24 protein-coding genes are annotated in these 25568 nt (G+C 35.1%); 11 read left to right on the plus strand and 13 right to left on the minus strand.

Annotated features, from left to right (window positions below):
* Nucleotides 1-7: 7 nt before the first annotated feature.
* From QWY87_RS08820 to QWY87_RS08835, 4 genes are read right to left on the minus strand one after another with little or no spacing between them, the layout of a single operon-like run.
* Nucleotides 8-1402 (minus strand): efflux transporter outer membrane subunit, encoded by a 1395-nt coding sequence (locus QWY87_RS08820; protein WP_290290359.1) that lies wholly within the window; start codon nt 1400-1402, stop codon nt 8-10.
* On the minus strand, nt 1399-2442 hold the full coding sequence (locus tag QWY87_RS08825; protein ID WP_290290361.1) for a hypothetical protein: 1044 nt from the start codon (nt 2440-2442) through the stop codon (nt 1399-1401). The genes QWY87_RS08820 and QWY87_RS08825 overlap by 4 nt, the downstream gene beginning before the upstream one ends.
* Nucleotides 2432-3505, minus strand: coding sequence for an HlyD family secretion protein (locus QWY87_RS08830; protein WP_290290363.1), 1074 nt, complete (start codon nt 3503-3505; stop codon nt 2432-2434). Before QWY87_RS08830 ends, QWY87_RS08825 begins: the two co-directional genes overlap by 11 nt.
* A gap of 41 nt (nt 3506-3546) precedes the next feature.
* Complete coding sequence (locus QWY87_RS08835) at nt 3547-3996, minus strand: potassium channel family protein (protein ID WP_290290364.1); 450 nt, start codon at nt 3994-3996, stop codon at nt 3547-3549.
* Between the two features lie 191 nt (nt 3997-4187).
* Between QWY87_RS08835 and QWY87_RS08840 the strand changes: the two genes are divergently transcribed.
* Nucleotides 4188-5186 (plus strand): acyl-ACP desaturase, encoded by a 999-nt coding sequence (locus QWY87_RS08840; protein ID WP_290290366.1) that lies wholly within the window; start codon nt 4188-4190, stop codon nt 5184-5186.
* Nucleotides 5187-5189: 3 nt separating this feature from the next.
* Here the strand turns inward: QWY87_RS08840 and QWY87_RS08845 are convergent, their stop codons facing one another.
* Nucleotides 5190-6050 carry a CvfB family protein gene (locus tag QWY87_RS08845; protein ID WP_290290367.1) on the minus strand — a complete coding sequence of 287 codons (861 nt, stop codon included), beginning with the start codon at nt 6048-6050 and terminating at the stop codon, nt 5190-5192.
* 82 nt (nt 6051-6132) lie between these two features.
* Here QWY87_RS08845 and QWY87_RS08850 point away from each other — a divergent pair, with 82 nt between their 5' ends.
* The 7 genes from QWY87_RS08850 (at nt 6133) to QWY87_RS08880 (ending at nt 15283) form a co-directional block, all read left to right on the plus strand.
* Nucleotides 6133-7947, plus strand: a complete 1815-nt coding sequence (locus QWY87_RS08850) for a M61 family metallopeptidase (RefSeq protein ID WP_290290369.1) — start codon at nt 6133-6135, stop codon at nt 7945-7947.
* Between the two features lie 15 nt (nt 7948-7962).
* Nucleotides 7963-9237 (plus strand): NAD(P)/FAD-dependent oxidoreductase, encoded by a 1275-nt coding sequence (locus QWY87_RS08855; RefSeq protein ID WP_290290371.1) that lies wholly within the window; start codon nt 7963-7965, stop codon nt 9235-9237.
* 153 nt (nt 9238-9390) lie between these two features.
* Entirely contained in the window at nt 9391-10542 is a 1152-nt protein-coding gene (gene egtB, locus QWY87_RS08860) for an ergothioneine biosynthesis protein EgtB (RefSeq protein WP_290290373.1), read from the plus strand.
* A complete protein-coding gene (locus QWY87_RS08865) occupies nt 10542-11489 on the plus strand; it encodes an L-histidine N(alpha)-methyltransferase (protein WP_290290374.1) in 948 nt (315 codons plus the stop codon). Before egtB ends, QWY87_RS08865 begins: the two co-directional genes overlap by 1 nt.
* 175 nt (nt 11490-11664) lie before the next feature.
* Nucleotides 11665-12231 carry a sugar O-acetyltransferase gene (locus QWY87_RS08870; protein ID WP_290290376.1) on the plus strand — a complete coding sequence of 189 codons (567 nt, stop codon included), beginning with the start codon at nt 11665-11667 and terminating at the stop codon, nt 12229-12231.
* Nucleotides 12232-12285: 54 nt separating this feature from the next.
* On the plus strand, nt 12286-14550 hold the full coding sequence (locus QWY87_RS08875) for an efflux RND transporter permease subunit (RefSeq protein WP_290290378.1): 2265 nt from the start codon (nt 12286-12288) through the stop codon (nt 14548-14550).
* The gene (locus tag QWY87_RS08880; protein ID WP_290290380.1) at nt 14543-15283 is read left to right on the plus strand and encodes an outer membrane lipoprotein-sorting protein; all 741 of its coding nucleotides are present in this window, start codon (nt 14543-14545) and stop codon (nt 15281-15283) included. The genes QWY87_RS08875 and QWY87_RS08880 overlap by 8 nt, the downstream gene beginning before the upstream one ends.
* 5 nt (nt 15284-15288) lie before the next feature.
* On the opposite strand, the gene QWY87_RS08885 is transcribed toward QWY87_RS08880, so the two are convergent.
* From QWY87_RS08885 to QWY87_RS08905, 5 genes are all read right to left on the minus strand, one after another.
* Nucleotides 15289-15933 carry an START domain-containing protein gene (locus QWY87_RS08885; protein ID WP_290290383.1) on the minus strand — a complete coding sequence of 215 codons (645 nt, stop codon included), beginning with the start codon at nt 15931-15933 and terminating at the stop codon, nt 15289-15291.
* On the minus strand, nt 15917-17065 hold the full coding sequence (locus QWY87_RS08890; protein WP_290290384.1) for a sulfotransferase family protein: 1149 nt from the start codon (nt 17063-17065) through the stop codon (nt 15917-15919). The genes QWY87_RS08885 and QWY87_RS08890 overlap by 17 nt, the downstream gene beginning before the upstream one ends.
* 170 nt (nt 17066-17235) lie before the next feature.
* A complete protein-coding gene (locus QWY87_RS08895) occupies nt 17236-17583 on the minus strand; it encodes a T9SS type A sorting domain-containing protein (RefSeq protein WP_290290385.1) in 348 nt (115 codons plus the stop codon).
* A 281-nt stretch (nt 17584-17864) separates the two neighbouring features.
* On the minus strand, nt 17865-18341 hold the full coding sequence (locus tag QWY87_RS08900; RefSeq protein WP_290290387.1) for a hypothetical protein: 477 nt from the start codon (nt 18339-18341) through the stop codon (nt 17865-17867).
* Between the two features lie 203 nt (nt 18342-18544).
* Nucleotides 18545-19018 carry a hypothetical protein gene (locus QWY87_RS08905; protein WP_290290388.1) on the minus strand — a complete coding sequence of 158 codons (474 nt, stop codon included), beginning with the start codon at nt 19016-19018 and terminating at the stop codon, nt 18545-18547.
* 139 nt (nt 19019-19157) lie between these two features.
* On the opposite strand from QWY87_RS08905, the gene QWY87_RS08910 reads away from it, so the two are divergent.
* Nucleotides 19158-20894, plus strand: coding sequence for an ABC transporter ATP-binding protein (locus QWY87_RS08910; RefSeq protein WP_290290389.1), 1737 nt, complete (start codon nt 19158-19160; stop codon nt 20892-20894).
* A 10-nt stretch (nt 20895-20904) separates the two neighbouring features.
* On the opposite strand, the gene QWY87_RS08915 is transcribed toward QWY87_RS08910, so the two are convergent.
* The 3 genes from QWY87_RS08915 to QWY87_RS08925 form a co-directional block, all read right to left on the minus strand.
* Nucleotides 20905-22053: a Gfo/Idh/MocA family protein gene (locus tag QWY87_RS08915; protein WP_290290391.1), complete on the minus strand. Its 1149-nt coding sequence runs from the start codon at nt 22051-22053 to the stop codon at nt 20905-20907.
* A gap of 413 nt (nt 22054-22466) precedes the next feature.
* Nucleotides 22467-23039 (minus strand): fasciclin domain-containing protein, encoded by a 573-nt coding sequence (locus QWY87_RS08920; RefSeq protein ID WP_290290392.1) that lies wholly within the window; start codon nt 23037-23039, stop codon nt 22467-22469.
* A gap of 210 nt (nt 23040-23249) precedes the next feature.
* Nucleotides 23250-23786 carry a hypothetical protein gene (locus QWY87_RS08925; RefSeq protein ID WP_290290393.1) on the minus strand — a complete coding sequence of 179 codons (537 nt, stop codon included), beginning with the start codon at nt 23784-23786 and terminating at the stop codon, nt 23250-23252.
* 448 nt (nt 23787-24234) lie between these two features.
* Here QWY87_RS08925 and QWY87_RS08930 point away from each other — a divergent pair, with 448 nt between their 5' ends.
* On the plus strand, nt 24235-24450 hold the full coding sequence (locus QWY87_RS08930) for a hypothetical protein (protein ID WP_290290395.1): 216 nt from the start codon (nt 24235-24237) through the stop codon (nt 24448-24450).
* A 517-nt stretch (nt 24451-24967) separates the two neighbouring features.
* Nucleotides 24968-25318: a hypothetical protein gene (locus QWY87_RS08935; protein WP_290290396.1), complete on the plus strand. Its 351-nt coding sequence runs from the start codon at nt 24968-24970 to the stop codon at nt 25316-25318.
* Nucleotides 25319-25568 lie beyond the last annotated feature (250 nt).

Here is a 25568-nt window from a genome sequence, read left to right on the forward strand (position 1 = left end):
TTTTAAATTAGTTCAATTCTTCTATATCTTCCGTGTTTTCATACCAGCCTCCTCCCAGGGCTTCGTATAGACTCACTATTGAGGTTATTTGATTTTTAAAAGCTTCAGAAGCCCTTAATTCTGTATCAAACTGAGAGCCTTGAAGACTCAAAACTTCCAGATAACTTGTCAGTCCCCCATCATAACGCACCCAGGCAAGCTCTGCAGCTTTGGTAGCCATTAACATCTGCTCATTTCTCAGCTTATACTCCATTCTATATGTCTGAACAGCAATCATGGCATCCTCAACTTCTTGTAAAGCTAACAAATAAGAAGCTTCATAGTCTAATAATAATTGCCTGGTCCTGGCTTCCTCTACCTCTACATTTCTTCTCAGTCTTCCTGCATTAAAGATAGGTCCCAATAACTGAGCACCCAAATCTGCAAATAAAAATGAAGGATTTACTAACTGTGCTCCCATATCAAGGCTAAGGGTCAGTGAAGGGTATTTTAATGCCTCGGCAACACCTATCCTAAGGGTTTGAGCGTGAAGCCTTCTTTCTGCCTGAACAATATCTGGCCTCCTGTCTAAAAGTTCAGAAGGCAGGCCTACCGGTATTTCTGGGACAGAAATCTGATTGTATAATGGCAAACCTCTTGGAATACTTCTGGGTGCAGTTCCTAACAAAACGCTAATGGCATTTTCAATCTGGACTCTTGATCTGTTGAAAATCTCTAGGGAAATTTTTGCTTGCCTTACCTGGATTTTAGCCTGATAAAGATCTACTTCACTAATAAATCCCCCATTAAATCTGGCTTGCATTACATCGAGATTCTCCTGAAAATTTTTTGTTGTTTTTTCAGAAATAATAATTCTGTTATCTATATCCCTCAGTGATACATAAGCGCCCGCAACCGTAGACACTATGCTAATATTCAGCGACTTATACGCATCTTCTGTGGCAAGATAATTTTGTAAGGCAATCTTATTCATGCTTTTTATCTTCTGCCACAAATCAACCGTATAGGAAACATTAAGGCCTCCTCCTACTTGATTTGACAGACCAGAAACTTCTGAATTTGCTAAACTGGCACCATAGGCATTGTAACCAATTAACGGGTAATAATCAGCTTTGGCGATATCAATTTCTAACTGAGCCTCTTCTATCCTTGAAATAGCTATCTGAATATTCTTATTATTGACCAAAGCGGTATCAATAAGGTCAACTAAAATACTGTCATTAAACAGTTTCCACCAAGGTAAGTTAGAGATGCTGCTATCTTTTGGGAAATCCTGTGAAAAAACTTCAGGGCCCTTCATTTCCTGACGTTCATAATCAGCTCCAACTTTACAACTATTCAATGGAAGGAAAATACATCCTAGAAGGATCATCAACAGGCCATATTTAAATGAAGTTTTCATATTGACTTTTCCTTTCTTACATTAACAATTCGATTCATAATACCAACGGCTGTCACAACATAGATAACGGCAATAGAGATTTGAATTACACGGCTCCACACCTCACTTGCTGCCTCAGAATCCGACGAGGTCACGGAACCTAGAATTAATAGAAAAGTCGAAAACCCACTTCCATAAATACTTGCATATTTATTATCAGAGAACAAGCGGCTTCCAAAGAATAGGCCTATGCTCAAAGCGATCAGGATCAAAAAAATAAAATTTGGAACAATTGTCAACATTCTGTAGGCCAGAATACCAAAAACACCTCCAAGTATATTCGCGGCAATCATCACAAGACCAACTTTTGGATTTGAAAGTGCCGGACTTATAGATAATATCGCAATAAAAACTAATACTAAAACACTATTAGATAGCTTGAATATATAAAACAATAGAAACACTGGAAGCAGAATCAAAATGATGCCTACAGCATATTTATAGCGTTCAGCTTCTGTTTGCTTTCCTGCCTCTTTCTTTTTCTTCTCAAAAGGAATATCTGCCTCACAAAGTGGGAAAATCATAAACACCAATTGAGACAAAATAATCGCCATAAAGGCATTAAACACCAATATAACAGCTACATAACTTCCTATAGCGCCAGCATCAATAGAGACAAAAGGGATAATGACCAAACTCACTAGAGAGAATAGTTTCACCATCATTGGAAGCTTATCTGTATAATATAACCACATAAGAGATAAAAGTAATAAAGGCATAAACACCATAGCATATTCCAAAAACAATTCGGTAAAAATGACAGTGAGACCTGTAATAATAGTCAAGGCCAAAATAAAACCGACCCCTTGCTTAAATCCAAGTGGTTTAGCACCAGGTGCTAAATAGCCAAGCGCAAGTACCGAAGTAAGGTATGCCAGATCGTAATTCATGAGCGAAGTGACACCCAGTATAAAACAGGAACCCAGAACATATCTTAGAACGGGAATTAATGCCCTCCATTCTATAGAAAAAATAGTTATGTTTTGTAGTTTATCTAACATAAGAAAGCATAGAAATTATCTTTAATCTAAGACCTGCAACACCATTTAAAACAAAATTATCCCCGGTGTATACCACTACATCAACCTGACCACCCAACCGATAAAGATCCTTTACACTGGGATCATCACATGTGATGATCACTGGAAATCGCTGAGGATCCTGAAGCCATCCTTTTTTCTCTGATATAGTAGGAAGCCCACCTTTATTAGTCTCACCAGTAGCAACACCAAAACCCAAACTCTTTACTTTTCCAAGGAATATTTTTCCCGGGGCTATATCAAGCAGAAATTCAACCTCGTCGTCAATTTCCATCCTAGATAAATTGTTCTCTTTCAAATTGGCCTGGATCCAAACATCAGAATTTGAAATAAGTGTGGTGATAGGTTGCCCTGCATTAGCATAATATCCTAGATCTACCTCAAAACTTTCAATCACCCCATCAGTAGGGGCAATAACGGTTGAAAATTCGAGGTCTAAAAGGGCCTTTTCAAGGTTTTGAATCGCTCTTCTTATTTTTGGATTATCAGGGCCGGAATCACCTAATGACTGTTTTGATCTTTCAAGACTGGCTTCTGCTGATGCTACCTGTTCTATAGCCTGAAGCAAGGCCGTTTCAGATTGATCCTTATCCGATTCAGATAAGGCACCTTCATTTTCTTCCATGACTTTTTGAACCCTATTCCAGTTTCTTTGAGCTCTGTCTAGTTGCGCCTTTGCCACACCAAGTTTTCCTGCTGAAGACTTTACAGAAGCTGAGCTTGCCGCTACTGATTGAGTTGAATTGTCAATTTCTGCTTCAGCTATTAGTATCGCAATTTCAAAGGGTCTTTTATCAAGTTGAAAGAGTGTATCTCCAGCATTTACCCTCGAATGTAAATCAACTTTAATATCAGTAACAAAGCCTGATACCCTTGGGCTTACTGGTGTAATTAAACCTTGAATTCTACCTTGATCGGTATAAGGCGTGTACCTGTCTGAAATAACATACCAAACAAAGAATATTCCCGTAATCAGAAGAACAATTAGGCTTACTTTTTTAATAGAACTTTTATCTTTTTTCATAAAAATTTCAACAATTTACATAGTGCAATCTAGGTCAATAATTAGTTGGCATGTGATTCTTTGACACCTTTTTTCATTAGTTCCTGGAAAATGGCAAACATAAATGCGGTAGACCAACCTATAACAGTAATTCCATTTATTGCCTCAAGACCAGCTAAAATCCTATTTGATGAAGCTATAGTTATTTCTCCATACCCTAAGGTAGTGAAAGTGACCAATGAAAAATAAAGCGATTTTTCAAATGTTTCGAATTCGGTAACACCTGGAAGGAACATGTAAACACAAGCCCAAATTCCAGCTTGAATAAGATGTATAAAAATCAAAAAAATTGCCGTTGTGATTAGAAGTTGAACGCCTTGTTTATTAAATTTTTTTTTGGTTTGAGTACTTCTTTTGGCGTCATATCTACGCACCCAATACATAGTTCCATAGCCCTGAAGGACAACGGTTAATCCAATAACAATTAATCCTACTAATATGTTTAAGAGCATGTTTTTGCGGTTCAGGTTTGGAGGCCTAAATTAGGTTTTTTAACTATAAATTCCAATTAAGCAGGAGATTATGAAATCAAAACTTTCCATTTTATGAGAAAAAAAGCAATAAATGATGCAGAATTAACAATTATTAAGCAGTTTTAATAAAAACTAATTACCTTCGCAACTCATATTAAACCCAAAAAAGTATGTCGATTAAAAATATACGTAAGGAAGTAATGCAAACGCTAGAGAAAAATGTTGATGGCTTTCTGACCGATTATTTGATACCACCAGAAAAAATTTGGCAACCCACTGATTTTCTACCAAACCCTCAATCTGATAGTTTTATGAACGAGGTGGAAGAGATAAGAGAACTTTCTAAAGATCTAAATAATGATTTCTGGATTTCACTTGTGGGAGATATGATAACTGAAGAGGCTTTACCTACCTATGAATCATGGTTAATGGACCTTGATGGAATTACGCAGCATGGTGAAGATGGCGATAACGGCTGGGCTAAATGGATTAGAATGTGGACTGCTGAAGAAAACCGTCATGGTGACGTCTTAAACAAATATATTTATTTGTCTGGACGGGTTAATATGAGAGAAGTTGAAGTTACTACGCAACATTTGATTGCAGATGGTTTTGACATTGGTACCTCAAGAGATCCATATAAAAACTTTGTCTATACCAGTTTTCAGGAATTGGCTACATATGTATCGCACAATAATGTTGCTAAAATAGCCAGAAAAGCAGGCATGAAAAATCTCGGTAAAATGTGTAAAATCATTGCCGGAGATGAAATGAGACATCATAAAGCCTATACTGAATTTGTTAGACAAATTTTTGCAGTAGATCCTAGTGAAATGATGTTGGCCTATTTTGACATGATGAAAATGAAAATTACAATGCCAGCCATGCATTTAAGAGAGTCTTTTGAGGCAGAAGGATCTTTATTTGAAAGGTTCTCAGAAGTAGCTCAAAGAGCAGGTGTTTACACAAGTTTTGATTATGTAGATATCATGAGGAAGTTAAATAATGCCTGGGAAATCGATAAGGTTTCAGGTTTGACAGCTGAAGCTGAAAAAGCCAGAGCATATTTAATGAAATTACCTGAAAGAATGGAACGCATTGCCGAAAGGATCGTTATTCCAGATACCCAGCATCAATTTAAGTGGATGAATCCTTTGGTCGTAAAGTAAGTATTACTCATTTTTTAAAAGATACAACCCATCTTGGCGAATTTCTATAAGCTTGTTTTTATAGAGATGACCTGCTGCGCGTTTGAATGCTTTTTTACTTAGCCCTAGTGTTTTCTTAATTTCTGCCGGATCACTTTTATCTGTAAGTGGTAAAAAATCTTCAGATCCCTTAATTGCCCTCAACAAAATGTCAGTGTTTGACTCTACACTTTTTTTATAACCCAAAGGTTCTAGCATAAGGTCTATTTTGCCATCTTCTCTTACTTTTTTCACATAGCCAGTAACCTGCTCTCCTACTTTAACCTCCTTATGAATATCTGATTTAAAAATTAAGCCTTGAAACATATTATTAATGACAGCATTAATTCCCAACTCACTTTCTCGATATAACAATAAACTGACCTCATCTCCTCTTACTACATCAACTTTTTCGTGAAAAACAAAATCTTCGACTCTTTGAGACCCCCTAATAACACCGGTTTCTTCATTCTCAAATACAAAAATCAGATACGACTCATCTACCTTCAATTCTTCCATTTGTTCTTCCTTTGGAACAAATAATTCTGTATCCAATCCCCAATCAACATAGGCACCTGCTTCAGTCAAATACTTAACCTTTAAAAAAGCAAATTGATCTATCTGTGCCAAAGGTGACTTTGTAGTAGCCATTCTAGTTTTGTCTTTATAAACAAACACATCCAAAGATGTTCCAACCTCTTGTGACTCCTCTATTTGGTCAATAGGTAGAAAGATCTCCTCACCCTTATCATCCTTCAAATTATATCCCGCCTGGCTTGTTGCTAGGATCTGTAGCTTGTTAATTTTCCCGTTTTCCATATGCCACAAAGGTATCTCTTTTTTCATTAAACTATAATTAAACATGTCACTATGATTTTGCGTTTATAATGAATATATTTACGTGCCAATTAATGCCGCCAACAATCCAATGAAACTATCTACATACGCTATCTTCCTATGTTTATTGACAATAGGAACCGTTTACTCTCAGTCAATAATTGAATACGAGGTATCTTTCAAAAATGCCATTCATCACGAGGCTCAAATTTCAATTCATTATACTGACGTGTCTCCAGACACTTTATCAGTCAGAATGAGCCGAACTTCCCCTGGTCGTTATGCCATACATGAATTTGCAAAAAATGTATATGGTTTTAAAGCTGAAGATGGAAAAGGAAATGAGCTTGTAGTTAACCGACCAAATCCATACCAATGGGATGTGTCAGGTCATAAGGGCACTATTAAAATTAGCTATACACTTTTTGCCAATCATGGTGACGGAACCTATTCTCAGGTAGATGAAACACATGCACATCTTAATGTTCCCGCTACTTTTATCTATTCTCCTCAATACGAGAAAAGCCCTATTCATATCAGGTTTGATCCAAGAAAAGATCTAAACTGGAAAGTTGCCACACAATTAAAACAACTTTCTGAGAACGAATATTTTGCTCCGAATCTTGATTATTTTATGGATAGTCCGATTGAAATAAGTGATCATGGGATGAAAAGCTTTACAATGGATTCAAATGGCAAAACATATCATATCAATTTTGTTTTACATCAGGCTGATAATCTAGAAGGCTTTGACGACTATTTTGAAAATGTAAAACATATTGTAAAGGAAGAAGTTGCCGTTTTTGGAGAACTTCCTGCATTTGATTTCGACACCTATACTTTTTTAGCCTGTTATATGTCAAACATAACTGGTGACGGCATGGAACATCGAAATTCAACCATTCTAACCGATTTAAAATCATTGTCAGAAGGAGGAGATCAAGAAAATATTGGTACTGTTGCTCATGAATTTTTTCATGCCTGGAATGTTGAAAGAATCAGACCAGCGTCTCTTGAGCCGTTTGATTACACAGAGGCAAATATGTCAGGAGAATTATGGTTTGCGGAAGGGTTTACAAGTTACTACACGAAGCTTACCCTGTGCAGAGCCGGGATCATCTCAAGAGAAAATTATGCATCTGGTTTATCCAATGTATTAGGATATGTTTGGAATTCTCCGGCACGAAACTATTTTAACCCGATTGAAATGAGCTATCAGGCGCCATTTGTAGATGCAGCCACTGCAGTAGATCAGGTAAACTGGGAAAACACTTTTATATCGTACTATTCTTATGGTAACGTAATAGGTCTCGCGCTAGATTTAAGTCTAAGAAACTTAGAAGGTGACAAAACACTTGACGGCTATATGCGACTGGTTTGGGAAAAATTCGGAAAAAATGAAATTCCATACACAGTAAAAAACCTTGAAGACACCCTGGCTGAATATGTCTCAATGTCTTATAGCAGCGGGTTTTTTAACAGGTATATTTACCAAAGCGACATGCCCGATTACAAATCTTTGCTTGCTTCGGTTGGTATCGGATTCAAGAATAAATATGAGCAGAAGCCGAATTTTGGAGCTCAACTTCAAAACGTGAATAACAAATGGTTATTAAGTTCAAATCCTCAAAAAGGTTCATCTTCTTATATAGCTGGTCTGTCTAAAGGAGATCAAATTGTTTCTATTGACGGCAAACTGACAAATAACAAGGTCAAACCAAATGACTTTTTTATGACATACAATGCAGGAGATGTTGTCAAAGTAGTCTATAACCGGTATGCAAAACAATACAAAACAGAAATGACCTTCGTTGAAAACAAAGCATATGATACCTATTTGATGAAAGAACCATCAAAGGAAGTATCAAACAGGCGAAATCTATGGCTAAATAAAAAGTCAAAATAGCACTAAATTAAGCTTATGAACATCCCACAAATTGACCTTCCCAGAATTGTTATCATAGGCTGTGGTTTTGCAGGACTTAAATTCTGTAAAAAAATAAATGGGAACAAATATCAGATCGTACTCATCGATCAGCATAACTACCATACTTTTCAGCCATTACTTTACCAAGTAGCGAGCAGTGGCTTAGAGCCAGACTCAATTGTATACCCTATCCGAAAAATATTTAAAGGCAAAAAGAATTTTTTTTTCAGGTTGGCTAAAACTGAAAAAATTGATGCTGAAAAGAAAAAAATTATCACATCTATTGGAGAAATCAGTTATGATAAATTGATTATCGCTACGGGAGCCAGCTCCAATTTTTTTGGCATGAAAGATATCGAGAAGTTTGCTATGCCTATGAAGGATGTAATCGAAGCCTTAAATCTTAGAAGCCTGATCATTCAAAATTTTGAGGAAGCTTTGAATACCTCTGACCTTACGGAAAGAGAGCGTTTAATGAACTTCGTTATTGTAGGTGCAGGACCTACCGGAATAGAAGTTGCCGGCTCATTGGCCGAATTAAAGGAGCATGTATTACCCAATGATTATCCTGATCTGGATATACGGCGGATGCAAATTAATATCATTGAATCTGATGAAAGGGTACTGGCCAGTATGAGTGAAGAATCGTCAGAAAAAGCCGAAAAATATCTAAAGAAAAGAGGGGTCTATGTGTGGCTTAATAACCGTGTATTGAGCTATGATGGAGCTGTTGCCAAAACTGATGAAAAATCATTCGAATCAAGAACATTGATTTGGGCAGCCGGAATTAAAGGACATTTCCCTGAAGGAATTTCAAAAGAACTTGTAGTTAGAGGCAACAGAATTTGGGTTGATGGGGAAAACAAAATAAATGGAATGGAGGATGTCTATGCTGTTGGAGATGTAGCTTTTATGAAATCAGATAAATATCCTGAAGGAAATGCCATGTTGGCCTCAGTTGCTGAACAACAAGGAAGTCAATTGGCTAAAAACTTCAATAGACTGGCAAAAGGAGAAGCTATGAAACCGTTTTTTTATAACGATAAAGGAACCATGGCCACCATTGGCAGAAATCACGCGGTGGTTGACCTCCCTCATTTTAAAATTAGTGGCATCATCGGTTGGTACATCTGGATGTTTGTACACCTCATGCTACTGGTTGATTTCAGAAACAGAATGGTCGTTTTCATGAATTGGGCCTGGAGTTATTTCAATTACGATAAAGGAACGCGGGTCATCATCAGAAGGTTCTCAAAAGAGAAACTTTGATTCAATCGCTTTACTAAAATCATTTCCATACTTATTTGAACCAATTAGTAAATTTTGTGGCCTTTTATGACAAACTCCTTACTAATAATAGCCTCAACTTTGTCATTAGAAAGTAAATCCGTATTTTAATCATCCCTATTATAGCCCCCATTAATGATTAGTATTTTAGAAAAGTATTCTACTACACGAAGGCATACACTACATCTATGTAATGGTCTTGAACCTGAAGATTTTAACCTTCAAGGCGCTGAATTCACAAGCCCTGTAAAATGGCATTTGGCGCATAGCACATGGTTTTTTGAAGAAATGATTCTCAAAAATTATTTACCAAAATATAAATTGTTTAATGATCATTATGCGTTTTTATTCAACAGCTATTACAATACTTTAGGAGAAAGGGTTTTGAGGAATAATCGTGGCTTGTTAAGCAGGCCGTACATCTCAGATATATTTGATTATAGAGCCCATGTAAATAAACATATTGAAGCCCTGCTAGAGAACATAGTTGACAAGAATGTTTTAGAACTTGTGAATTTAGGAATACAACATGAAGAACAGCATCAGGAGCTTCTGCAAACTGATATAAAATACAGTCTTTCCTTAAATCCGATCAACTTTACTCCTTCTGGAAATTCCCAAAAACAAAATCCTATATCCAAAAATACGGAATGGAAAAAAATCGAGGCAGGTATCTATGAAATAGGTTATGATGGAAAAGAATTTTGTTATGACAATGAATTAAACAGACATAAGGTATATCTAGACTCTTTTGAGATTTCAGAAAATCTGGTAACAAACAAAGAATATATTGATTTTATTGAAGCAGGCGGCTATAGCAATTTCAACTATTGGTTAGATGAAGGCTGGGCATGGATTTCAAACCTGGATATGAAAGCACCCCTTTACTGGAGAAGTAAAAAAGAAGGGTGGATGCATTATACCTTAGATGGTTTGGTTCATGTTGATCCTAATGACTTTGTAAATCATATTTCGTACTATGAGGCCATGGCATTTGCTGCCTGGAAAGGCCAAAGATTGCCAACCGAATTTGAATGGGAAGCTGCAGCAGATCAAATATCTTGGGGCAGCAGATGGGAATGGACTAATTCTGCCTACCTCCCCTATCCTGGCTTTAAAATAGCGGATGGCGCTGTTGGAGAATACAACGGTAAATTTATGTCAAACCAAATGGTATTAAGAGGCGCTTCAATCGGAACTACAAAAGGCCATAGTAGAAAATCATATAGAAATTTTTTCCCTTCAACTGCTCAATGGCAATTTACAGGAATAAGACTCGTAAAATAATGAAAGATCAATTTAAGAAAGATGTTGAACAGGGTCTTAGTAATTTCCCGAAAAGCATTCCATCAAAGTACTTTTATGACAAAGTTGGAGATGACTTATTTGTTCAGATTATGAACATGCCCGAATATTATCCCACAAGGGCTGAATTCGAAATTTTCAAGGATAAACATCAGGAAATGATCAGCTCGATGGCTATACGACCCGATACTTTTTTTGAGTTAATTGAGTTAGGTGCAGGAGATGGCACCAAGACAAAAGAATTATTAAGTGCCTTGCTCGATGGCGGATTTGATTTTGAATACCTTCCTATAGACATTTCAATGTCAGCCTTAGCGTCTTTAGATTCTGATTTGGAACAAGAATTCCCCAGCCTGCAAGTCAGAAAAAAACACGGTGACTATTTTGGTGTTTTAGAGACCTTAAAAGAAAACCATCATCCAAAGGTTATTTTATTCTTAGGATCGAATATTGGCAATCTTTCAGATGAACAGTCTGCCAGTTTCATTTACCAGATCGGTGCAAATCTAAAGGCGGGTGACAAGTTGATTTTAGGGGTTGACCTCATAAAATCAGAGAAGCTGGTTATTCCAGCCTATGATGACCCTCATGGAATCACAAGTGCTTTTAATTTAAATCTATTGTCGAGAATCAATAATGAATTAGGTGGTGACTTTGACCTGTCAACTTTTGAGCATGCACCAGAATACACCTCGATTGAAGGTATTGCACGAAGCTTCCTGGTAAGCCTTGTGGCTCAGGAAATTCCTATAGCAGGAATTGGCAAATCGTTCAAGTTTGAAAAAGGAGAAAAGATGCAAACTGAAATTTCAAGGAAGTACAATGATCAAATCCTTGACAAAATTCTATGCAAAACTGATTTCAAAATTATCAATAAACTAACCGATAGTCAGGGCTACTTTGCAGATTATATTCTGAACCGATTTTAAACCAATGCAATACTGGCCTTTAAACAAAATAATAGGCACCAATGCTTTTTCCGAACTGAGTCAAAAGATCAAGTAATAATTGACTTGCTATCATTAAGAATTGTGTCCTAAATTCTATTCATAAGAATTGATTATTGTATATATTTGATACAACAATGACCCTTATCCTTGGAATATGACTGAAAAATCAAAAATGCTTTCCGGAGAATTATACAATGCAAATGATAAGATCTTGGTTGCTGAAAGGCATCGTGCAAGAATTCTTTTTCAAAAGATCAATCAATTATCGGATGACAGCAAAAAGGAAAGAAAGCAATTACTCCATCAGTTACTTGAAAATGCCGGGAAAGGACTCTGGGTTGAGCCACCATTTTATTGTGATTATGGCTATAATATCCATACAGGTAAAAATGTTTTTTTCAATTTTAACTGTGTCATTCTAGATGTGATGAAAGTTGATATTGGCAACAACGTGCTTGTTGGTCCAAATGTTCAAATTTATACGGCGACTCATCCTCTTGATGTTAAAACAAGAAACACTTGGCTTGAATACGCCAAACCAATTACGATAGGTAATGATGTATGGATTGGTGGAGGAGCAATTATATATCCTGGTGTAACTATTGGTGACGGGGCTGTTATTGCGGCAGGAGCCATTGTAAATAAAGACGTTCCAGCAAATGTAGTAGTTGGTGGAAACCCTGCAAAAATTATTAAAGAAATTGACAATTCGAATAGCTGATTTTAACGTTCAAAAACGCTTAAATTAGCATTTAAAAACTGAATTATAAAGCTTGTGAAGGTCGATAACTTATCAAAAAATATCATTAAATTAAGGTGGCCCATCATCGTGTTGGTTGTTCTCCTTACCTCCTTTTTTTCAATCCAACTCGGCAAACTAAGTATTGATGCAGATGTTTTAAGCTCTCTACCAGATGATGATAAACACGCTGTTCTACTCAAAAAAATTGGACAGAATTTTGGAGGTAATAGAATGGGTATTGTCATTCTTGAAACTGACAATATTTACCAGACTTCTGTTATTGAACACATCAGAACCCTAACCGATACCATTGCAAAAATTGAAGGTATATCTTCAGTTTCAAGCCTAAGCAACATTATCAATATTAAAGGTGGTGATGATGGTATTGAAATAGGTCGATTAGTTGATGAATACGAAATTCCTCAATCAAAAGAGGCTTTCGATGAATTAAGAGGCAATATTGCTGCAAATGAGATGTATAAAGGCTCAATTGTGTCTGAAGATGAGACCTCATGCCTGGTGATTTTTACACTTGAAGACAGCGCCAATGTTAATGCTGTTGCGCGTCAGGTATTAGACAAAACCGAGGCCCTAAACCTTCCCGAAAAACTCTATTATATTGGTTCTCCTATGTTGATCACCTACATTGCTGAATTGATGAAGAGTGATCTTATGTTGTTGCTGCCCATCGCATTTTTATTAATCGCAATCATCTTGTTCATCAGTTTTAGATCATTAAAAGGCGTGTTCTTACCTCTTTTATCAGCGGTTATTGCAATTATCTGGTCTCTTGGAACGATGTCATTGCTTGGGTATTCAATGTCAATGATCTCAAATAATATTCCGATCATTCTACTTGCCATAGGGAGTGCCTATACCATACATGTTGTAAATAGAGTAAATCAACAAGAAAAAATAGAAATCAATAATAGTGTGGCACTGGCTTTGTCTTATATCATGGTGCCTGTGGTTTTAGCTGCCATAACCACTGTTATTGGATTCGTCTCATTTGTATTTGGCGCCTATCTTGACATGATTGTAGATTTTGGTCTATACACCGCTTTAGGAACCTTCGTTGCCTGTTTAATGGCGATCTTCTTTGTTCCGGCATTGCTTTCAGTATTACCCGCTTCAAAGCAAAAAAATAGCACGACTACAACTAATAGTTCTTTCATTGAAAATAAAATAATCAGGCCTCTTTCAAATAGCCTGTTTTCAAGAACCAAATTAATATTGAGCCTCTGGGTTTTGGCCATCATAGTGAGTCTTAGCGGAATCATGTCTATTGAGCGGAGCGTAGATATTCAAGAATATTTTAAAAAAGGAAACCCTACCAGAGAAGCTGAACGGATTATGGTTGAAAAGTTTGGAGGAACAAAACCCGTCTTTGTTCATTTCAAAGGAAACATGCAGGATCCGGAAGTTTTAAAAACCATGATGGCAACTAGTCAGTATATGGAGCAAAGCCCTGACATTTATAGTTCGATGTCTGTGGCCAAGTTAATATCCGAAATAAATCTGGCCATTATGGGAGAAAGAGAAGTCCCCGAGGATCTTGCTATGGTAGAGCAAATGTGGTTTTTATTAGATGGCAATGAAGTGATGCAGCGCTTTGTAAGTGAAGACCTAAGCGAGGGAATAATCATCTCAAAGTTCAAATCTCCTGATAATGAGTCTAAAATAGTATTTGCCAGCTATATGGATGAATTTATTCAAAAAAACTCGAGAGAAGATTGTGAAATTCAAATTACGGGGATGCCTTTTGTCGATATTACCATGGATAGAAGTTTGATTAATAGTCAATTGGGCAGTATCTCAATCGCTATTATTTTCGTGATTCTCATCGTTGGCCTTATGCTAAGATCAATCAGAAACGGCTTATTTGCTTCGATTCCCATTATTGCTGCTATCATCATCCTTTTTGGAGTTATGGGCCTTACGGGGATTTCCTTAAATATCGCCACCGTACTTGTAGCTAGTGTGGCATTAGGAATTGGAATCGACTACTCCATTCATATTATTTCACATTTTAACGATATCTATGAAAAAACGGGTCAATTGGAAAAATCAATCCGAGACACTTTATTAATAAGTGGTAATGCGATTATTATCAATGTGATTTCAGTTTCTGCCGGGTTTTTAGTACTTGTATTTTCAGATATGGTTCCCTTACAATATTTCGGCATATTGATTGCTATCAGTATGTTTAGCTCAAGTTTAGGGGCAATGACCTTGCTCCCGGCTATATTAATCACGATTCATAAAAAGAAAAATAAAACTCATGACTCACATGAATAATTATAAAACTACTTGGATCTATTTTGTTCTTGTAACACTTTCGATCACCGTATATAGTCAAAGTGCTGCTTCTCTTCTTACTGGAATGGACGCATTAATGTCTGCTCCAAAAGATAAAGAAGCGCTTGTTAAAATGGTTCTTAAGGATAAATCTGGAAAAGAAAAAGTCAGAGAGGCCATCATGAAACAAAAGGGTCAGTATCATAAAATATATAGGTATACCTTTCCTGAAAAACAGATTGGTATTGCGACGCTTTCGCTTCCTGATGATATTATCTGGCTGTATATGCCGGCCTTTAATAAAGCTGTAAAAGTGACACTTCTTAGCAAAAGTCAGGCTTTTACAGGAACTGATTTTTCATATGAAGATATGAGTGGAAGCTCATATAGTGAGCGCTTTACGCCGAAAATTTTATCCTCATCTGATGACAACAACTATCAATTGGAGCTGATGCCGAAATCAATGAAGTCACGCTATTCAAAGATTATTGTTTATTTGAATAAAACCCATTTATACCCCATAAGAATGGAGTATTTCGATAAAAATAAGGTGTATTTTAAAAATGCAAAATTCAATTATAAAAAGCAAGGAAAATACTGGTATGCTAAGGAAGTCGTCATGACAGACCTCAAGAAAGAGCATTCAACAGAAATTATTCTTACCGAGATCAAATTCGATCAAGGAATTGATGACAATATATTCACCGTTGAAAACTTAAAACCTAAAGAGTAGAGTGATCATTTGATTAAAAATTCAAAGGATTCTCCTTGGTATTTTTCCAGACTCATTGCCTCTCTGATTCCTGTCATGGTTTGATATGGTGAATCTGTGACAAACATATTTGCCAGCCAAGCCTTTATAGAACCTCCCGGATCTACCTGCATTTGAAAATCTATTTTCAATTGATTTGCTGAGATTTCTGTAACCCTCCAGAAGCCATAACCATCCATACGAACATAACTTTTGCTGAGCTCTCTTTCATCTTCTAAAAGTTCAATTTCAACGGTTAATGAACGGTTTTTTTTATCCCAATTGAAAGTATTTTTATAAATACCATCTCGATCTTTATAAGGCCATGGGGCCTTTGCTACAGCATAATAGATTTGAATTGTATCATTTGGTCTATCCAATAGTTTCGCTTCTGAAATATTATGCCCCCAAGAAGTTAGTCCATCCACGTCAAAAAGTACAGCAACAAAATCTTCAACCTTTGCTTTGACAGTCATTGTTGCTTTAAACTCTTTAAAAGACATGACTTCATTCGTTCTGGTATAAACTTTGACCCCATCATTTTCTTTTACAAGATCCCATGAGTCCTGGGCATGCAATGGCACAATACAAAGTATTAAAACGATGAATAAATATTTATTTATGATCTTCATGAATAATTTCTATATGTTCAGGAACATCATAAGACCATTCTTTCATTGCGAAACCCCATTCTGTTTGAATTTTGCGAATCAATTTTGCTGTAATATGATGTTTGTTTTTTTTATAACTTTTCTTGCTGTCTAGATAAGATTCAAAGTTTGACTCACTTTCCTGATAACCAGAAAGGTTTAAACTCTTGTATAAATTCTCAATACAAAGCTTCGGATTCTTTTCTAATTCTTCAAACGCTATTTCGACGAGCTGCCCTTTGGGAATCATCTCTCTTTGATTCAAATAATCCTGCATAATGTCTTTGTACAAAAGAATAATATCTTCCTCCAGTTTCAATGGATCGATGGTTTGAAGCTGAAGATGTGGCAGCATTTTATTAAAAAAATTCTGCGTTGATAAATACACCTCCACCGGGTTCCGATGTATGTGAATAAATTTTGCATTCGGAAACATCTCAAGCAACACCCCTATCCTACCCGTATTAGGAGGGTTTTTCGAAAGGAACCGCTCTCTTTTGGTGTTGTGAAGTGCTTTTGTGATTAATAATTTATAATCCTTTTTCCATGATTTTATCTTTGCATCATCAACCCCCTTGAATCTTATACATTGATTGTAAAACTTTTTTAAAGACCTCGGAAACATCCAGAAATAGTAAAAGCTAATTGCAGTCTTATCGCCAATGGCAAATTCTTCTTCCTGAGGTAAGCTTGTACCCAGAATGACATTATCGCCTTTTCGCGTTCCAGGAATCAGTATTCTAGCAAAGCCTTCAAAAATAAATCTTCCGACTTTATTGAACAGTGTATCTGGGAAGACGCTTTGAAAGGTGGTAACATAAGCCATTTGCGGATCCTGACAAAGGATATTATGCAAATGAGTCGTTCCACTGCGCCAATGACCAACAATAAAAATGGGCTCTTTTTTTATCTTATTCCCTATATATTTATTATTGATAAAAAGCTTCTCATAAGCTCTGAAAGGCCAGTTTATCAGATTGACTAAAAGCGTAATGATGGTCCGCAACATAAACCTTAAAGAAATCATGTGATTTCCAAATAGGTACAATAAAACCTTAAAAGAATAACCTACAGCTGGTGGTAATAAAAATCCTCTTTTTTGACTATTGATCATAGGTCTAATTCTGCAATGCTTTCTCTGGGTTAATTTAAAACAGACTTAAAATCATTTTTAAACTTAAGACTAAACATTAATTAAAAATAGGAATAAATCGTCAATTCAAGTATGAATTGTTTTAGAATCTGATAAATCAGGAAGGTGAAATAATGAAGTTAAAACTATTGCTATTTTTTGATCAACTTCTTCGTGACAAAAAACTGATTAGAATATATTTTGATCATATATATTCCGGAATTTAAGGAACTCATATTAATTCGTTCAACATCGTTTCCAAGCTCATCTTTTACTAAATCTCCTAATAAACTATAAACCTGTATTCTGGTTATTGGATAACTTGAACGGATAATCAAAAAATTTCTTACGGGGTTTGGATACATAGTGACTGCATCGTTCAGTACGAAATTGTCTATAGATTCCTTTTCAGCTGCATTATTAACAGTAGTCACCTGAGCGGAAATGGAGCTCAATCCAGCGAAAAGTATAAAAAATAAAACAATTAAGTATTTTTTCATCATATATCAGTCGATTCCGAAGTCAGTTGCAAAATTACTAATATTGTTTATCCTAATCAAAATCCAGAGATACTATTTATCAACCGATCATTATTTTTAGTAAATCAGGAATGTTCATAAGATATCCAACTTCCTTATCAAACATGAAATTATAAATAATTATCTATTTAATTCTATAAATTTTGTTAAGCTTTTCTTTTCCTCAAATCAAGAGATATCAAAACATATTGCATAAAAAAAGAGCCCTAGGGCTCTTTTAAATATCTTTTTTAAACTACTTTTTAAGATGTACAAAGCTCTAAGGCATCGGTACTATCAGTTGTTCTTTGTAAAACAAATTGAATTTCATCATCAAGAACTCCATCTTCATAATAATCTAACTCAACTCTTAATATATTGCCCGAAATTGTCATTGTGAGGTCAGCATAGTCTCCAGTATCGCCGCCAATTCGAATTTGAACTTTATTTTCTCTGTTCTCTATAACTTCCGGTGATCCTTCATCGGTGATCCTTTGATATTCATAGCAATCTGTGGATTCATATTTTACCCAAATTTCAAAGGGATTACTCGGAGTACTATTTATCTGGGCATACACCTTAAAGTCATCTTCAGGTTCACCAAATTTCCAAACAGTATCCCCGTGGGTTTCTAAAAATAATTTTTCATCTTCATCTCCTTCATCACTACAAGCGATGAATGAAAATGAAATTAATGCTATCAAGGCAAAGGCTCTTAATCTTAAAATGTATGGTTTCATAGTTTCAAATTTGATTTATTTTTGAACTTTATCTAACGCAACAAAAAGGTCTAAATTGTCTTAGTTCCTTCGAATTTATTAGCAAAGCTCCTGCTTTTTTTAATTATTTCTAATAAAATGATCGCATAAAAGTATTCTAATTCGGGAATACAAACCAAAAAAAAGAACCTTTCGGTTCTTTTAAATATGTTTTGATCAATTTATTAATTTTTACAAACTACCAAATTATCCGCTTTTTCATAGGTTCTGTTCAGAACAAAATTTTCCTCCTTTACAAGCTTACCCTTTTCATACGAATCCAACTCAACATTCATGGCATTTCCATTAATGGTCATGGTAAAAACACCATACTCATCAGCGTTTTCTTTTATTTTGATCTGTACCTTATTCTTTCTGTTTTCAATAACTTCCGTTGATCCGGCTTCAGAGATTTTTTCATATAAATAACATTCATCTATTACATTATAGACCCAAATCTCGAATGGATCAGACTCTGATTTATTGATCTGAGCATAAATTGTTAGTCCTTCAGCAGGTTCTCCGAATTTCCATAAACTTCCTTTATGGGTGTCAAGAAAAGATCTTTCTTTCGTCTCCATTAAGCCAAATGCACTCAAGGAAAGTCCCAGTATTACTACTAAAGCAAAAGCTTTAATTTTTAAAATTTGTGATTTCATAGCGTTTATTTTGAAAATGTTCTACTCCATTAAACGCAATTAATGTTTTTTAATTGTGTATTCGAATCCAAAAAATATCTTAAACTGACTTCTTGTCACATATTTTCGTTTTGGCTTGATATTGGAAAGGTCATAAGTTATGAGTAAAAATAACGTTTCCTTCGCTTGGGCATTTAAAGAATTCATCTGGCCTCGTAAAAAAATTGTGTTGACAGGTTTAATCCTGATTATTTTAAAAAGTTTAGCAGGCTTGGTATTACCCTATGCCACTAAGAATCTTATTGATGAGATTATTCCTTCCCAGGATATTGAAGCACTGAAAATTTTGCTCGTTATAGTTGTTATATCAATTGTTATTCAAGCTGTTAGTTCTTTTTCCTTAACCAGATTACTCTCGGTTGAAGCCCAGCATTTAATTTCCTTATTGAGAGCAAAAGTGCAAAAGAAATTACTGACTTTACCTATTCGATTCTTTGATAACAATAAATCCGGCGCATTGGTCTCAAGAGTTATGACTGATGTTGAGGGAGTTAGAAATTTAGTTGGAACAGGATTGGTACAACTCATAGGAGGTTCGCTAACCTCCGTTATTTCATTGATTATCCTTATTAAAATCAATGCAACCATGACCCTATTTGTTCTTTTACCGGTAGCCGTTTTTGCCTTCATTGCATTAAAAGCTTTTGGTTATATCCGACCCATTTTCAGAGCTAGAGGAAAAATCAATGCTGAAGTAACCGGTAGATTAACGGAAACACTGAACGGAATAAGAGTCATAAAAGGCTTCAACGCAGAAGCTCAGGAATTGAAAACTTTTGAAGATGGTGTAGAAAAATTATTCCTGAACGTAAAAAAGAGCCTTACAGCAACGGCAATGATGACAAGCTCTTCAGCCTTACTTCTTGGCCTTGCGTCTGCAGGCATAATGGGAATGGGAGGTTACTTCATAATGAATGGAGAAATGACCTATGGAGAATTTGTTTCTTTTACGCTGTTCTTAGGTTTTATGATTGCTCCAATAGTACAGATGAGCAATATTGGTAGCCAGCTCACAGAAGCAATGGCCGGGCTTGACCGAACGCAAGAATTAATGAATATGGAAGAAGAAGACAATCCAGAACTTAGAACAATTCAAATTGATCAGGTTAAAGGTGATATCCTATTCGATAAGGTCTCCTTTGCATACGAAAAAGGGAAAGAAGTGCTTCATGATATCAGTTTTTCTGCTCCTGCAGGAAGTGTTACGGCTTTAGTAGGCTCTTCTGGCTCAGGAAAATCAACAGTGGCAGGTCTGGCGGCTACGTTTTTAAATCCCGATAAAGGAATTGTATCTTTAGATGGCATTGATCTTTCTGATGTCAATCTAAGTAGTTATAGGTCTCATTTAGGTGTGGTTTTACAAGACGATTTCTTGTATGAAGGAACCATTAGAGAAAACATATTGTTTCCAAGACCAGATGCAACAGAGGCTGAATTGCTAGAGGCGGTAAATGGCGCTTATGTGAACGAGTTCACAGACCGATTTGAAGAAGGCCTCGAAACCGTAATTGGAGAACGAGGTGTTAAACTTTCAGGGGGCCAAAGGCAAAGAATTTCAATTGCCAGAGCACTATTAGCGAATCCTAAAGTGATTATTCTCGATGAGGCTACGTCAAATTTAGATACTGAAAGTGAAACTTATATTCAAAAAAGTTTGCAGACATTGATGAATGATCGAACAACATTTGTCATAGCCCACAGGTTAAGTACCATTCAACAGGCTGATCAAATTCTGGTTATTGAAGAAGGAAAAATTTTCGAAAGAGGTAAACATCAAGAACTCTTAGATAAAAAAGGACGTTATTATGATCTATATACATATCAGAGTCGAATTTAAGGCCTGAGCATTAATCTAAATATACTTTGGTACCGGTTTTGGCACTTTTCTTTGCTGCTTCCAGTATCTCAATAACCAACATATTGTTGTCTAAACCTGTAAGATCAAAGGGTTCTAATATTAAATCTCCTTTTATTACCGCCGCAAAAGTAGCAAAAGGATCGTTTAGGGGTACTGCTAAGTCTGGAAGGGTTAAAGCTTCTTCATCTGTTTCTTCATCCAATTGGTATGTTATATCCGAGGAATTATTGCAATAAATCTGACCTTCTGATCCGTATATCTCAAGATCTTTTCTTGCTATTGGCCAATTCCAAGAGGCTTGGATAATACCCTGCATTTTAGGAAACTCTAATATGATTGTGGCTTCATCATCAACGTTCGGATATTTATCAGGTTTTATCGTTTGGGTAATGGCAGTAACCGAAACTGGTTTTTCGCCATGTTTCAACCAGGTGATCAAATTAACACCATAACAACCGAAGTCTGTAATAGCGCCTCCTCCATTTAATTTAGGATCTTTTAACCAAACTAAAAACTCGTTATTCACTCCAATTTCTTCAGGGCCTTTATGTCCGTCATGAGCCACTATTTTTCTCAATTCTCCAATATTGCCTTCTTCTATCATTGTACGAGCTTTATGATGAGAAGCATACCAGGAAGTTTCATAATTTGTAAGTAAATGTATGTTGTGCTTAGTTGCTAAATTTTTCATATCCATAGCATGATCCAGGCTGATGGCCAAAGGTTTTTCAACCATTACATGAATTCCGAACGGTGCAAAAATTTGAACTACCTTAAGATGATCAAAAATATTTCCAAAGGCTGTGACAGCATCCGGCGTCACCTTCTCAAGCATGGCATCTATTGAATCAAATAAAAGATCTGTTGATAAGTTATGTTGTGCAACATAACGCGCTGCCAAATCACGGTTGGGCTCAACGATGGCTACAATTTCTATATCATTGGTCTTAGGTCGTCCCAAAATCCAATGAACATGAGTATGTGTCAGACCAATAACTGCAATTTTAACAGGTGTGCTTTTAGCCTCCTGTTGAGCAAAACCAAGTGCACAAAACATAAATAGCATGATGAATATATATTTTCTCCCTGCAATTATATATTGAGAATTAATGGTATTTACTGTCTTCGAGGTGCGCATATCTCAAAGCAATATAAATAGAAATATTTTTTCAACATGAGAGAAACCATAAAAACAAAAAAAACTTTTCAAAACAGTTAAATCTTTAATTTTTCTTCAGAATCTAATCGTATTTTTAAACCAGTAAAAAACAATCCCCCACAAATCTGAAGAAAGTATGATACGCAAGCACATTACAACCAGCGAAATGGTTAAAAAATTATTAAACGTTATTGAAGACCGAGTAGGAAAAAGCAAAGGAAATGACTTACTTCGACGTAGAAATCTCGAAAGAACATTATAAGCCTTAAAACCTTATTTTCTTATTAGAGTATAAAACAAAAAAAGCTTCGGTATCCCGAAGCTTTTTTTTATAAATTAACTTGCTAATTTATGTAATCAACTTTTCTTTTTCAATAATATTTTCTGAATTCTTAAGGCATTACTACACTATCAATCGCATGAATTACACCATTACTGGCCTCAACGTCTGTTAGAATAATTGTTGCCGTGTTTCCTTTGGCATCTTTTAGCATTACTTTACCATCTTTCGTGTAGGCTTTTAATTTTTCTCCATTAACAGTAGTAATAATAAATTTTCCTCCATTATCTTTTATGGCCTTCAATACATCTGAAGCAGCAAATTTACCAGCTACTACATGATAAGTAAGAATCGATGTTAAAGTTCCTTTATTTTCTTCTTTCAAAAGAGAATCGACTGTTCCTTCTGGCAACTTAGCAAACGCATCGTTAGTAGGTGCAAATACAGTGAAAGGACCTTCAGAGTTAAGTGTCTCAACCAGGCCAGCAGCTTTCACCGCCGCCACTAGGGTCGAAAAATCAGCATTCGAAGCGGCGACACCAACTATGGTTGCCTTATCTTCTGTTACTTCAGTAGTCGCCTCCTTGTTGTTATTTTTATTAGGATCATTATTAGCTAATATAAAGGGTGCAGTCATTAGAAAGAGTGCAATTGTTAAACTGAGAATTACTTTTGTTGTTTTCATGGGTTCTTGTTTTAAGTTTAATCAAATATACACCCAAACTGAACAATTAATACTATTTTTTGTCTAAAGTTTTGTTAAATTACTTAAACAGAAAATTTGAACATGTATTTAGCGAATAAATTGACAAAAATAGTATCAAAAAAATACCCTGGAGTCGAGTTCCAGGGTAATTTTGAATTTAAAAGCAAATGTTTTTTTTAAAATGAATTCTTATCCATTAACTCTAATTAATTTTTTCTCGTTTCCTTTTTGAATCGTTACTAAATAAGATTTCTTAACCTCTGATCCTTGTTTGAAGGAAACATTATATTTGTTTTGTACAATAACCCAATCTTCATATCTTTTGAAAACAACTTGTTGGATTTGAGTAGGAAGAATAACATTTTTTAATCTCTTTTCTACTGCAATTACACGGCCTTCATTGTCATAAGTTACTTCGGCCACACCCTTATTTGATTTAAAGATAGTGGTAAAAGATTCTCTTCTTGCTTCGAATTTCGGGGATGTTTTTACATCATATTCAGAAATAATACTTGACAAAAACTTAGCCTCTTTCTGAGATGCGTTTTCATGCACATTAGTTAAATATTCTTTATTTAGTTCTATTGGGCTCGCAACTGAAACTATCTCATTATTCTCTTTTTCTTTTTTCTTTTTAATTGGATTGTTGTTGTTTGCAAAAGTAATTACTGTAGTTAATAAAAATACTCCTAGAGTTATTTTTAAAATGTTTTTATTAGTTTTCATGTGTTGTATATTTTAATTTTATTCAAACATACAAACACTTCACAGTTATTTTAGCATTTTTTGTCTAAAGTTTTGTTAAAAAAGTTAAACAATAAAATTTCGTCTAACTATTCGGTCTCATCTGACATAATACTTGAACAAAAGATAAGACTTCAAATTCTCTTGCAGATTATTAAATCAATAGATATGCTTTTTGAGTAAATAACCAAGTTACTAAGTCATTTAAATGATGATCATTATTAGGTTCTCATTATAAAGTTCATAAAAGAAAAGTTATACCTATTATATATAGCATTTCATTTTTACTACTAATATGATGTTAGTATTGAGGTATCCTGTTATTGTTAACAATAATTTAACTATAATCTTTGTATTTGGACATTCAATGTCGTAATCACACACTTAAAGTACTTGTACATTCGTACTATAATTATAAACCAAGAACAAAATGAAAAATTCAGTTTTACAAGCAGTACTTGCTATAGGAATATTAAAATTTACAGATATTAATGAAGGCTTTCTTTGTAAAGTAGAAGCCAAAAAAATTAAGACAGACGTTGAGACTGCTATCGCAAATTTCAAGAAAGGCGTCATTAATCAAATAGAATTCCAAAAAATACTTTTTAGGAATCAACAAATATTAGACGATGTACTGGTTCAATAAACCGGCACAATACAACAATTTTAAAAATATAATTTTTTCATAATTATAATTAGGTTTCAGATTAGGTTAGTAACCGGCATTGATTTGCCGGTTTTTTTTATTTAATCCAAGCCTTAGTAAGTCAAGCATTGCTTACACGCTTCAAAATAAAACTACATGCGTTACAAAATAATAGGCATAAAAAAACCAGCTTCATGGATTGCTGGCTCATCTTAAACCTATGTATTGACATCATGCATACATGGTTTCTTCCGCAAATTTACACCTTTTAAGCTTTACCACCTCTTTTTTGACATTTAAAAATGTTTAAAAAAAGAAGATTTTAATGTTAAGACCTTTTCTTAAAACTCATTACACTGAGGCATTAATAGTCTTCTATTAAACATTATAAAATCTTATCACTTCTTTACTGAAAAAAGCTCTTTTTTGACCAATATCATCATTACGATTGATCTATATCAAGCGATAGATAAATTCTTGTGTTTAAATTAGAAGAAATCTTTCATAACTACAGATCATGGGACTCATCACAAAATATTCCGCTACACTTTATACTGCAGGATCAGAGAGTAATTTACAATGTAAAGCTATTATAAATTGCTATAATGATACACAAATAACCCCTGTAATGACAGCTTCCTTCTATCACGAAGGTTACTTTATTCCTCCTAATTCAAAACATATTGACAAGGTTAATCTTCGTTATTCCATAAGTGAATACGATCATTTTCTAGACCTCTTGCGCAATGAAAAACCTGTTTTTTATTGTTATAATGAACATTCAAACGTAGGTTATATAAGAACAGGACAAGAGCCAGTAAAAGAGGAAATAAAGGAAAAAAGTGATATGGCGCAATTTGTAGGGTGATAATCATTTTTACATTCACTCCTTGAATAATTAACATTAAGATAATGATTAATTCATCTTAAGATATTACGCTGGTTCTATATTTACTACCCCCGTTTACTGAAACGTGACTTAACCTAAAGTCATATAACCAGCATCTTTAGGTGCTGGTTTCTTATTACTTCTCCAAATTCTTTATCAAGGAATATCTAGAATTCCAATTATGCTTCTCAATCCTTAAAATCATATTAAATTTTCATCTAAATTTGAA

The sequence above is a fragment of the Lutimonas halocynthiae genome (assembly GCF_030409835.1).
Classification (GTDB): Bacteria; Bacteroidota; Bacteroidia; order Flavobacteriales; family Flavobacteriaceae; genus Lutimonas; species Lutimonas halocynthiae.

Bases quoted from the DNA above. Each gene is read 5' to 3' on its own strand.
- QWY87_RS08820 (WP_290290359.1), bottom strand. From the start codon at position 1,402: ATGAAAACTTCATTTAAATATGGCCTGTTGATGATCCTTCTAGGATGT.
- QWY87_RS08825 (WP_290290361.1), bottom strand. From the start codon at position 2,442: ATGTTAGATAAACTACAAAACATAACTATTTTTTCTATAGAATGGAGG.
- QWY87_RS08830 (WP_290290363.1), bottom strand. From the start codon at position 3,505: ATGAAAAAAGATAAAAGTTCTATTAAAAAAGTAAGCCTAATTGTTCTT.
- QWY87_RS08835 (WP_290290364.1), bottom strand. From the start codon at position 3,996: ATGCTCTTAAACATATTAGTAGGATTAATTGTTATTGGATTAACCGTT.
- QWY87_RS08840 (WP_290290366.1), top strand. From the start codon at position 4,188: ATGTCGATTAAAAATATACGTAAGGAAGTAATGCAAACGCTAGAGAAA.
- QWY87_RS08845 (WP_290290367.1), bottom strand. From the start codon at position 6,050: ATGAAAAAAGAGATACCTTTGTGGCATATGGAAAACGGGAAAATTAAC.
- QWY87_RS08850 (WP_290290369.1), top strand. From the start codon at position 6,133: ATGAAACTATCTACATACGCTATCTTCCTATGTTTATTGACAATAGGA.
- QWY87_RS08855 (WP_290290371.1), top strand. From the start codon at position 7,963: ATGAACATCCCACAAATTGACCTTCCCAGAATTGTTATCATAGGCTGT.
- egtB (WP_290290373.1), top strand. From the start codon at position 9,391: ATGATTAGTATTTTAGAAAAGTATTCTACTACACGAAGGCATACACTA.
- QWY87_RS08865 (WP_290290374.1), top strand. From the start codon at position 10,542: ATGAAAGATCAATTTAAGAAAGATGTTGAACAGGGTCTTAGTAATTTC.
- QWY87_RS08870 (WP_290290376.1), top strand. From the start codon at position 11,665: ATGACTGAAAAATCAAAAATGCTTTCCGGAGAATTATACAATGCAAAT.
- QWY87_RS08880 (WP_290290380.1), top strand. From the start codon at position 14,543: ATGAATAATTATAAAACTACTTGGATCTATTTTGTTCTTGTAACACTT.
- QWY87_RS08885 (WP_290290383.1), bottom strand. From the start codon at position 15,933: ATGAAGATCATAAATAAATATTTATTCATCGTTTTAATACTTTGTATT.
- QWY87_RS08890 (WP_290290384.1), bottom strand. From the start codon at position 17,065: ATGATCAATAGTCAAAAAAGAGGATTTTTATTACCACCAGCTGTAGGT.
- QWY87_RS08895 (WP_290290385.1), bottom strand. From the start codon at position 17,583: ATGAAAAAATACTTAATTGTTTTATTTTTTATACTTTTCGCTGGATTG.
- QWY87_RS08900 (WP_290290387.1), bottom strand. From the start codon at position 18,341: ATGAAACCATACATTTTAAGATTAAGAGCCTTTGCCTTGATAGCATTA.
- QWY87_RS08905 (WP_290290388.1), bottom strand. From the start codon at position 19,018: ATGAAATCACAAATTTTAAAAATTAAAGCTTTTGCTTTAGTAGTAATA.
- QWY87_RS08910 (WP_290290389.1), top strand. From the start codon at position 19,158: ATGAGTAAAAATAACGTTTCCTTCGCTTGGGCATTTAAAGAATTCATC.
- QWY87_RS08915 (WP_290290391.1), bottom strand. From the start codon at position 22,053: ATGCGCACCTCGAAGACAGTAAATACCATTAATTCTCAATATATAATT.
- QWY87_RS08920 (WP_290290392.1), bottom strand. From the start codon at position 23,039: ATGAAAACAACAAAAGTAATTCTCAGTTTAACAATTGCACTCTTTCTA.
- QWY87_RS08925 (WP_290290393.1), bottom strand. From the start codon at position 23,786: ATGAAAACTAATAAAAACATTTTAAAAATAACTCTAGGAGTATTTTTA.
- QWY87_RS08930 (WP_290290395.1), top strand. From the start codon at position 24,235: ATGAAAAATTCAGTTTTACAAGCAGTACTTGCTATAGGAATATTAAAA.
- QWY87_RS08935 (WP_290290396.1), top strand. From the start codon at position 24,968: ATGGGACTCATCACAAAATATTCCGCTACACTTTATACTGCAGGATCA.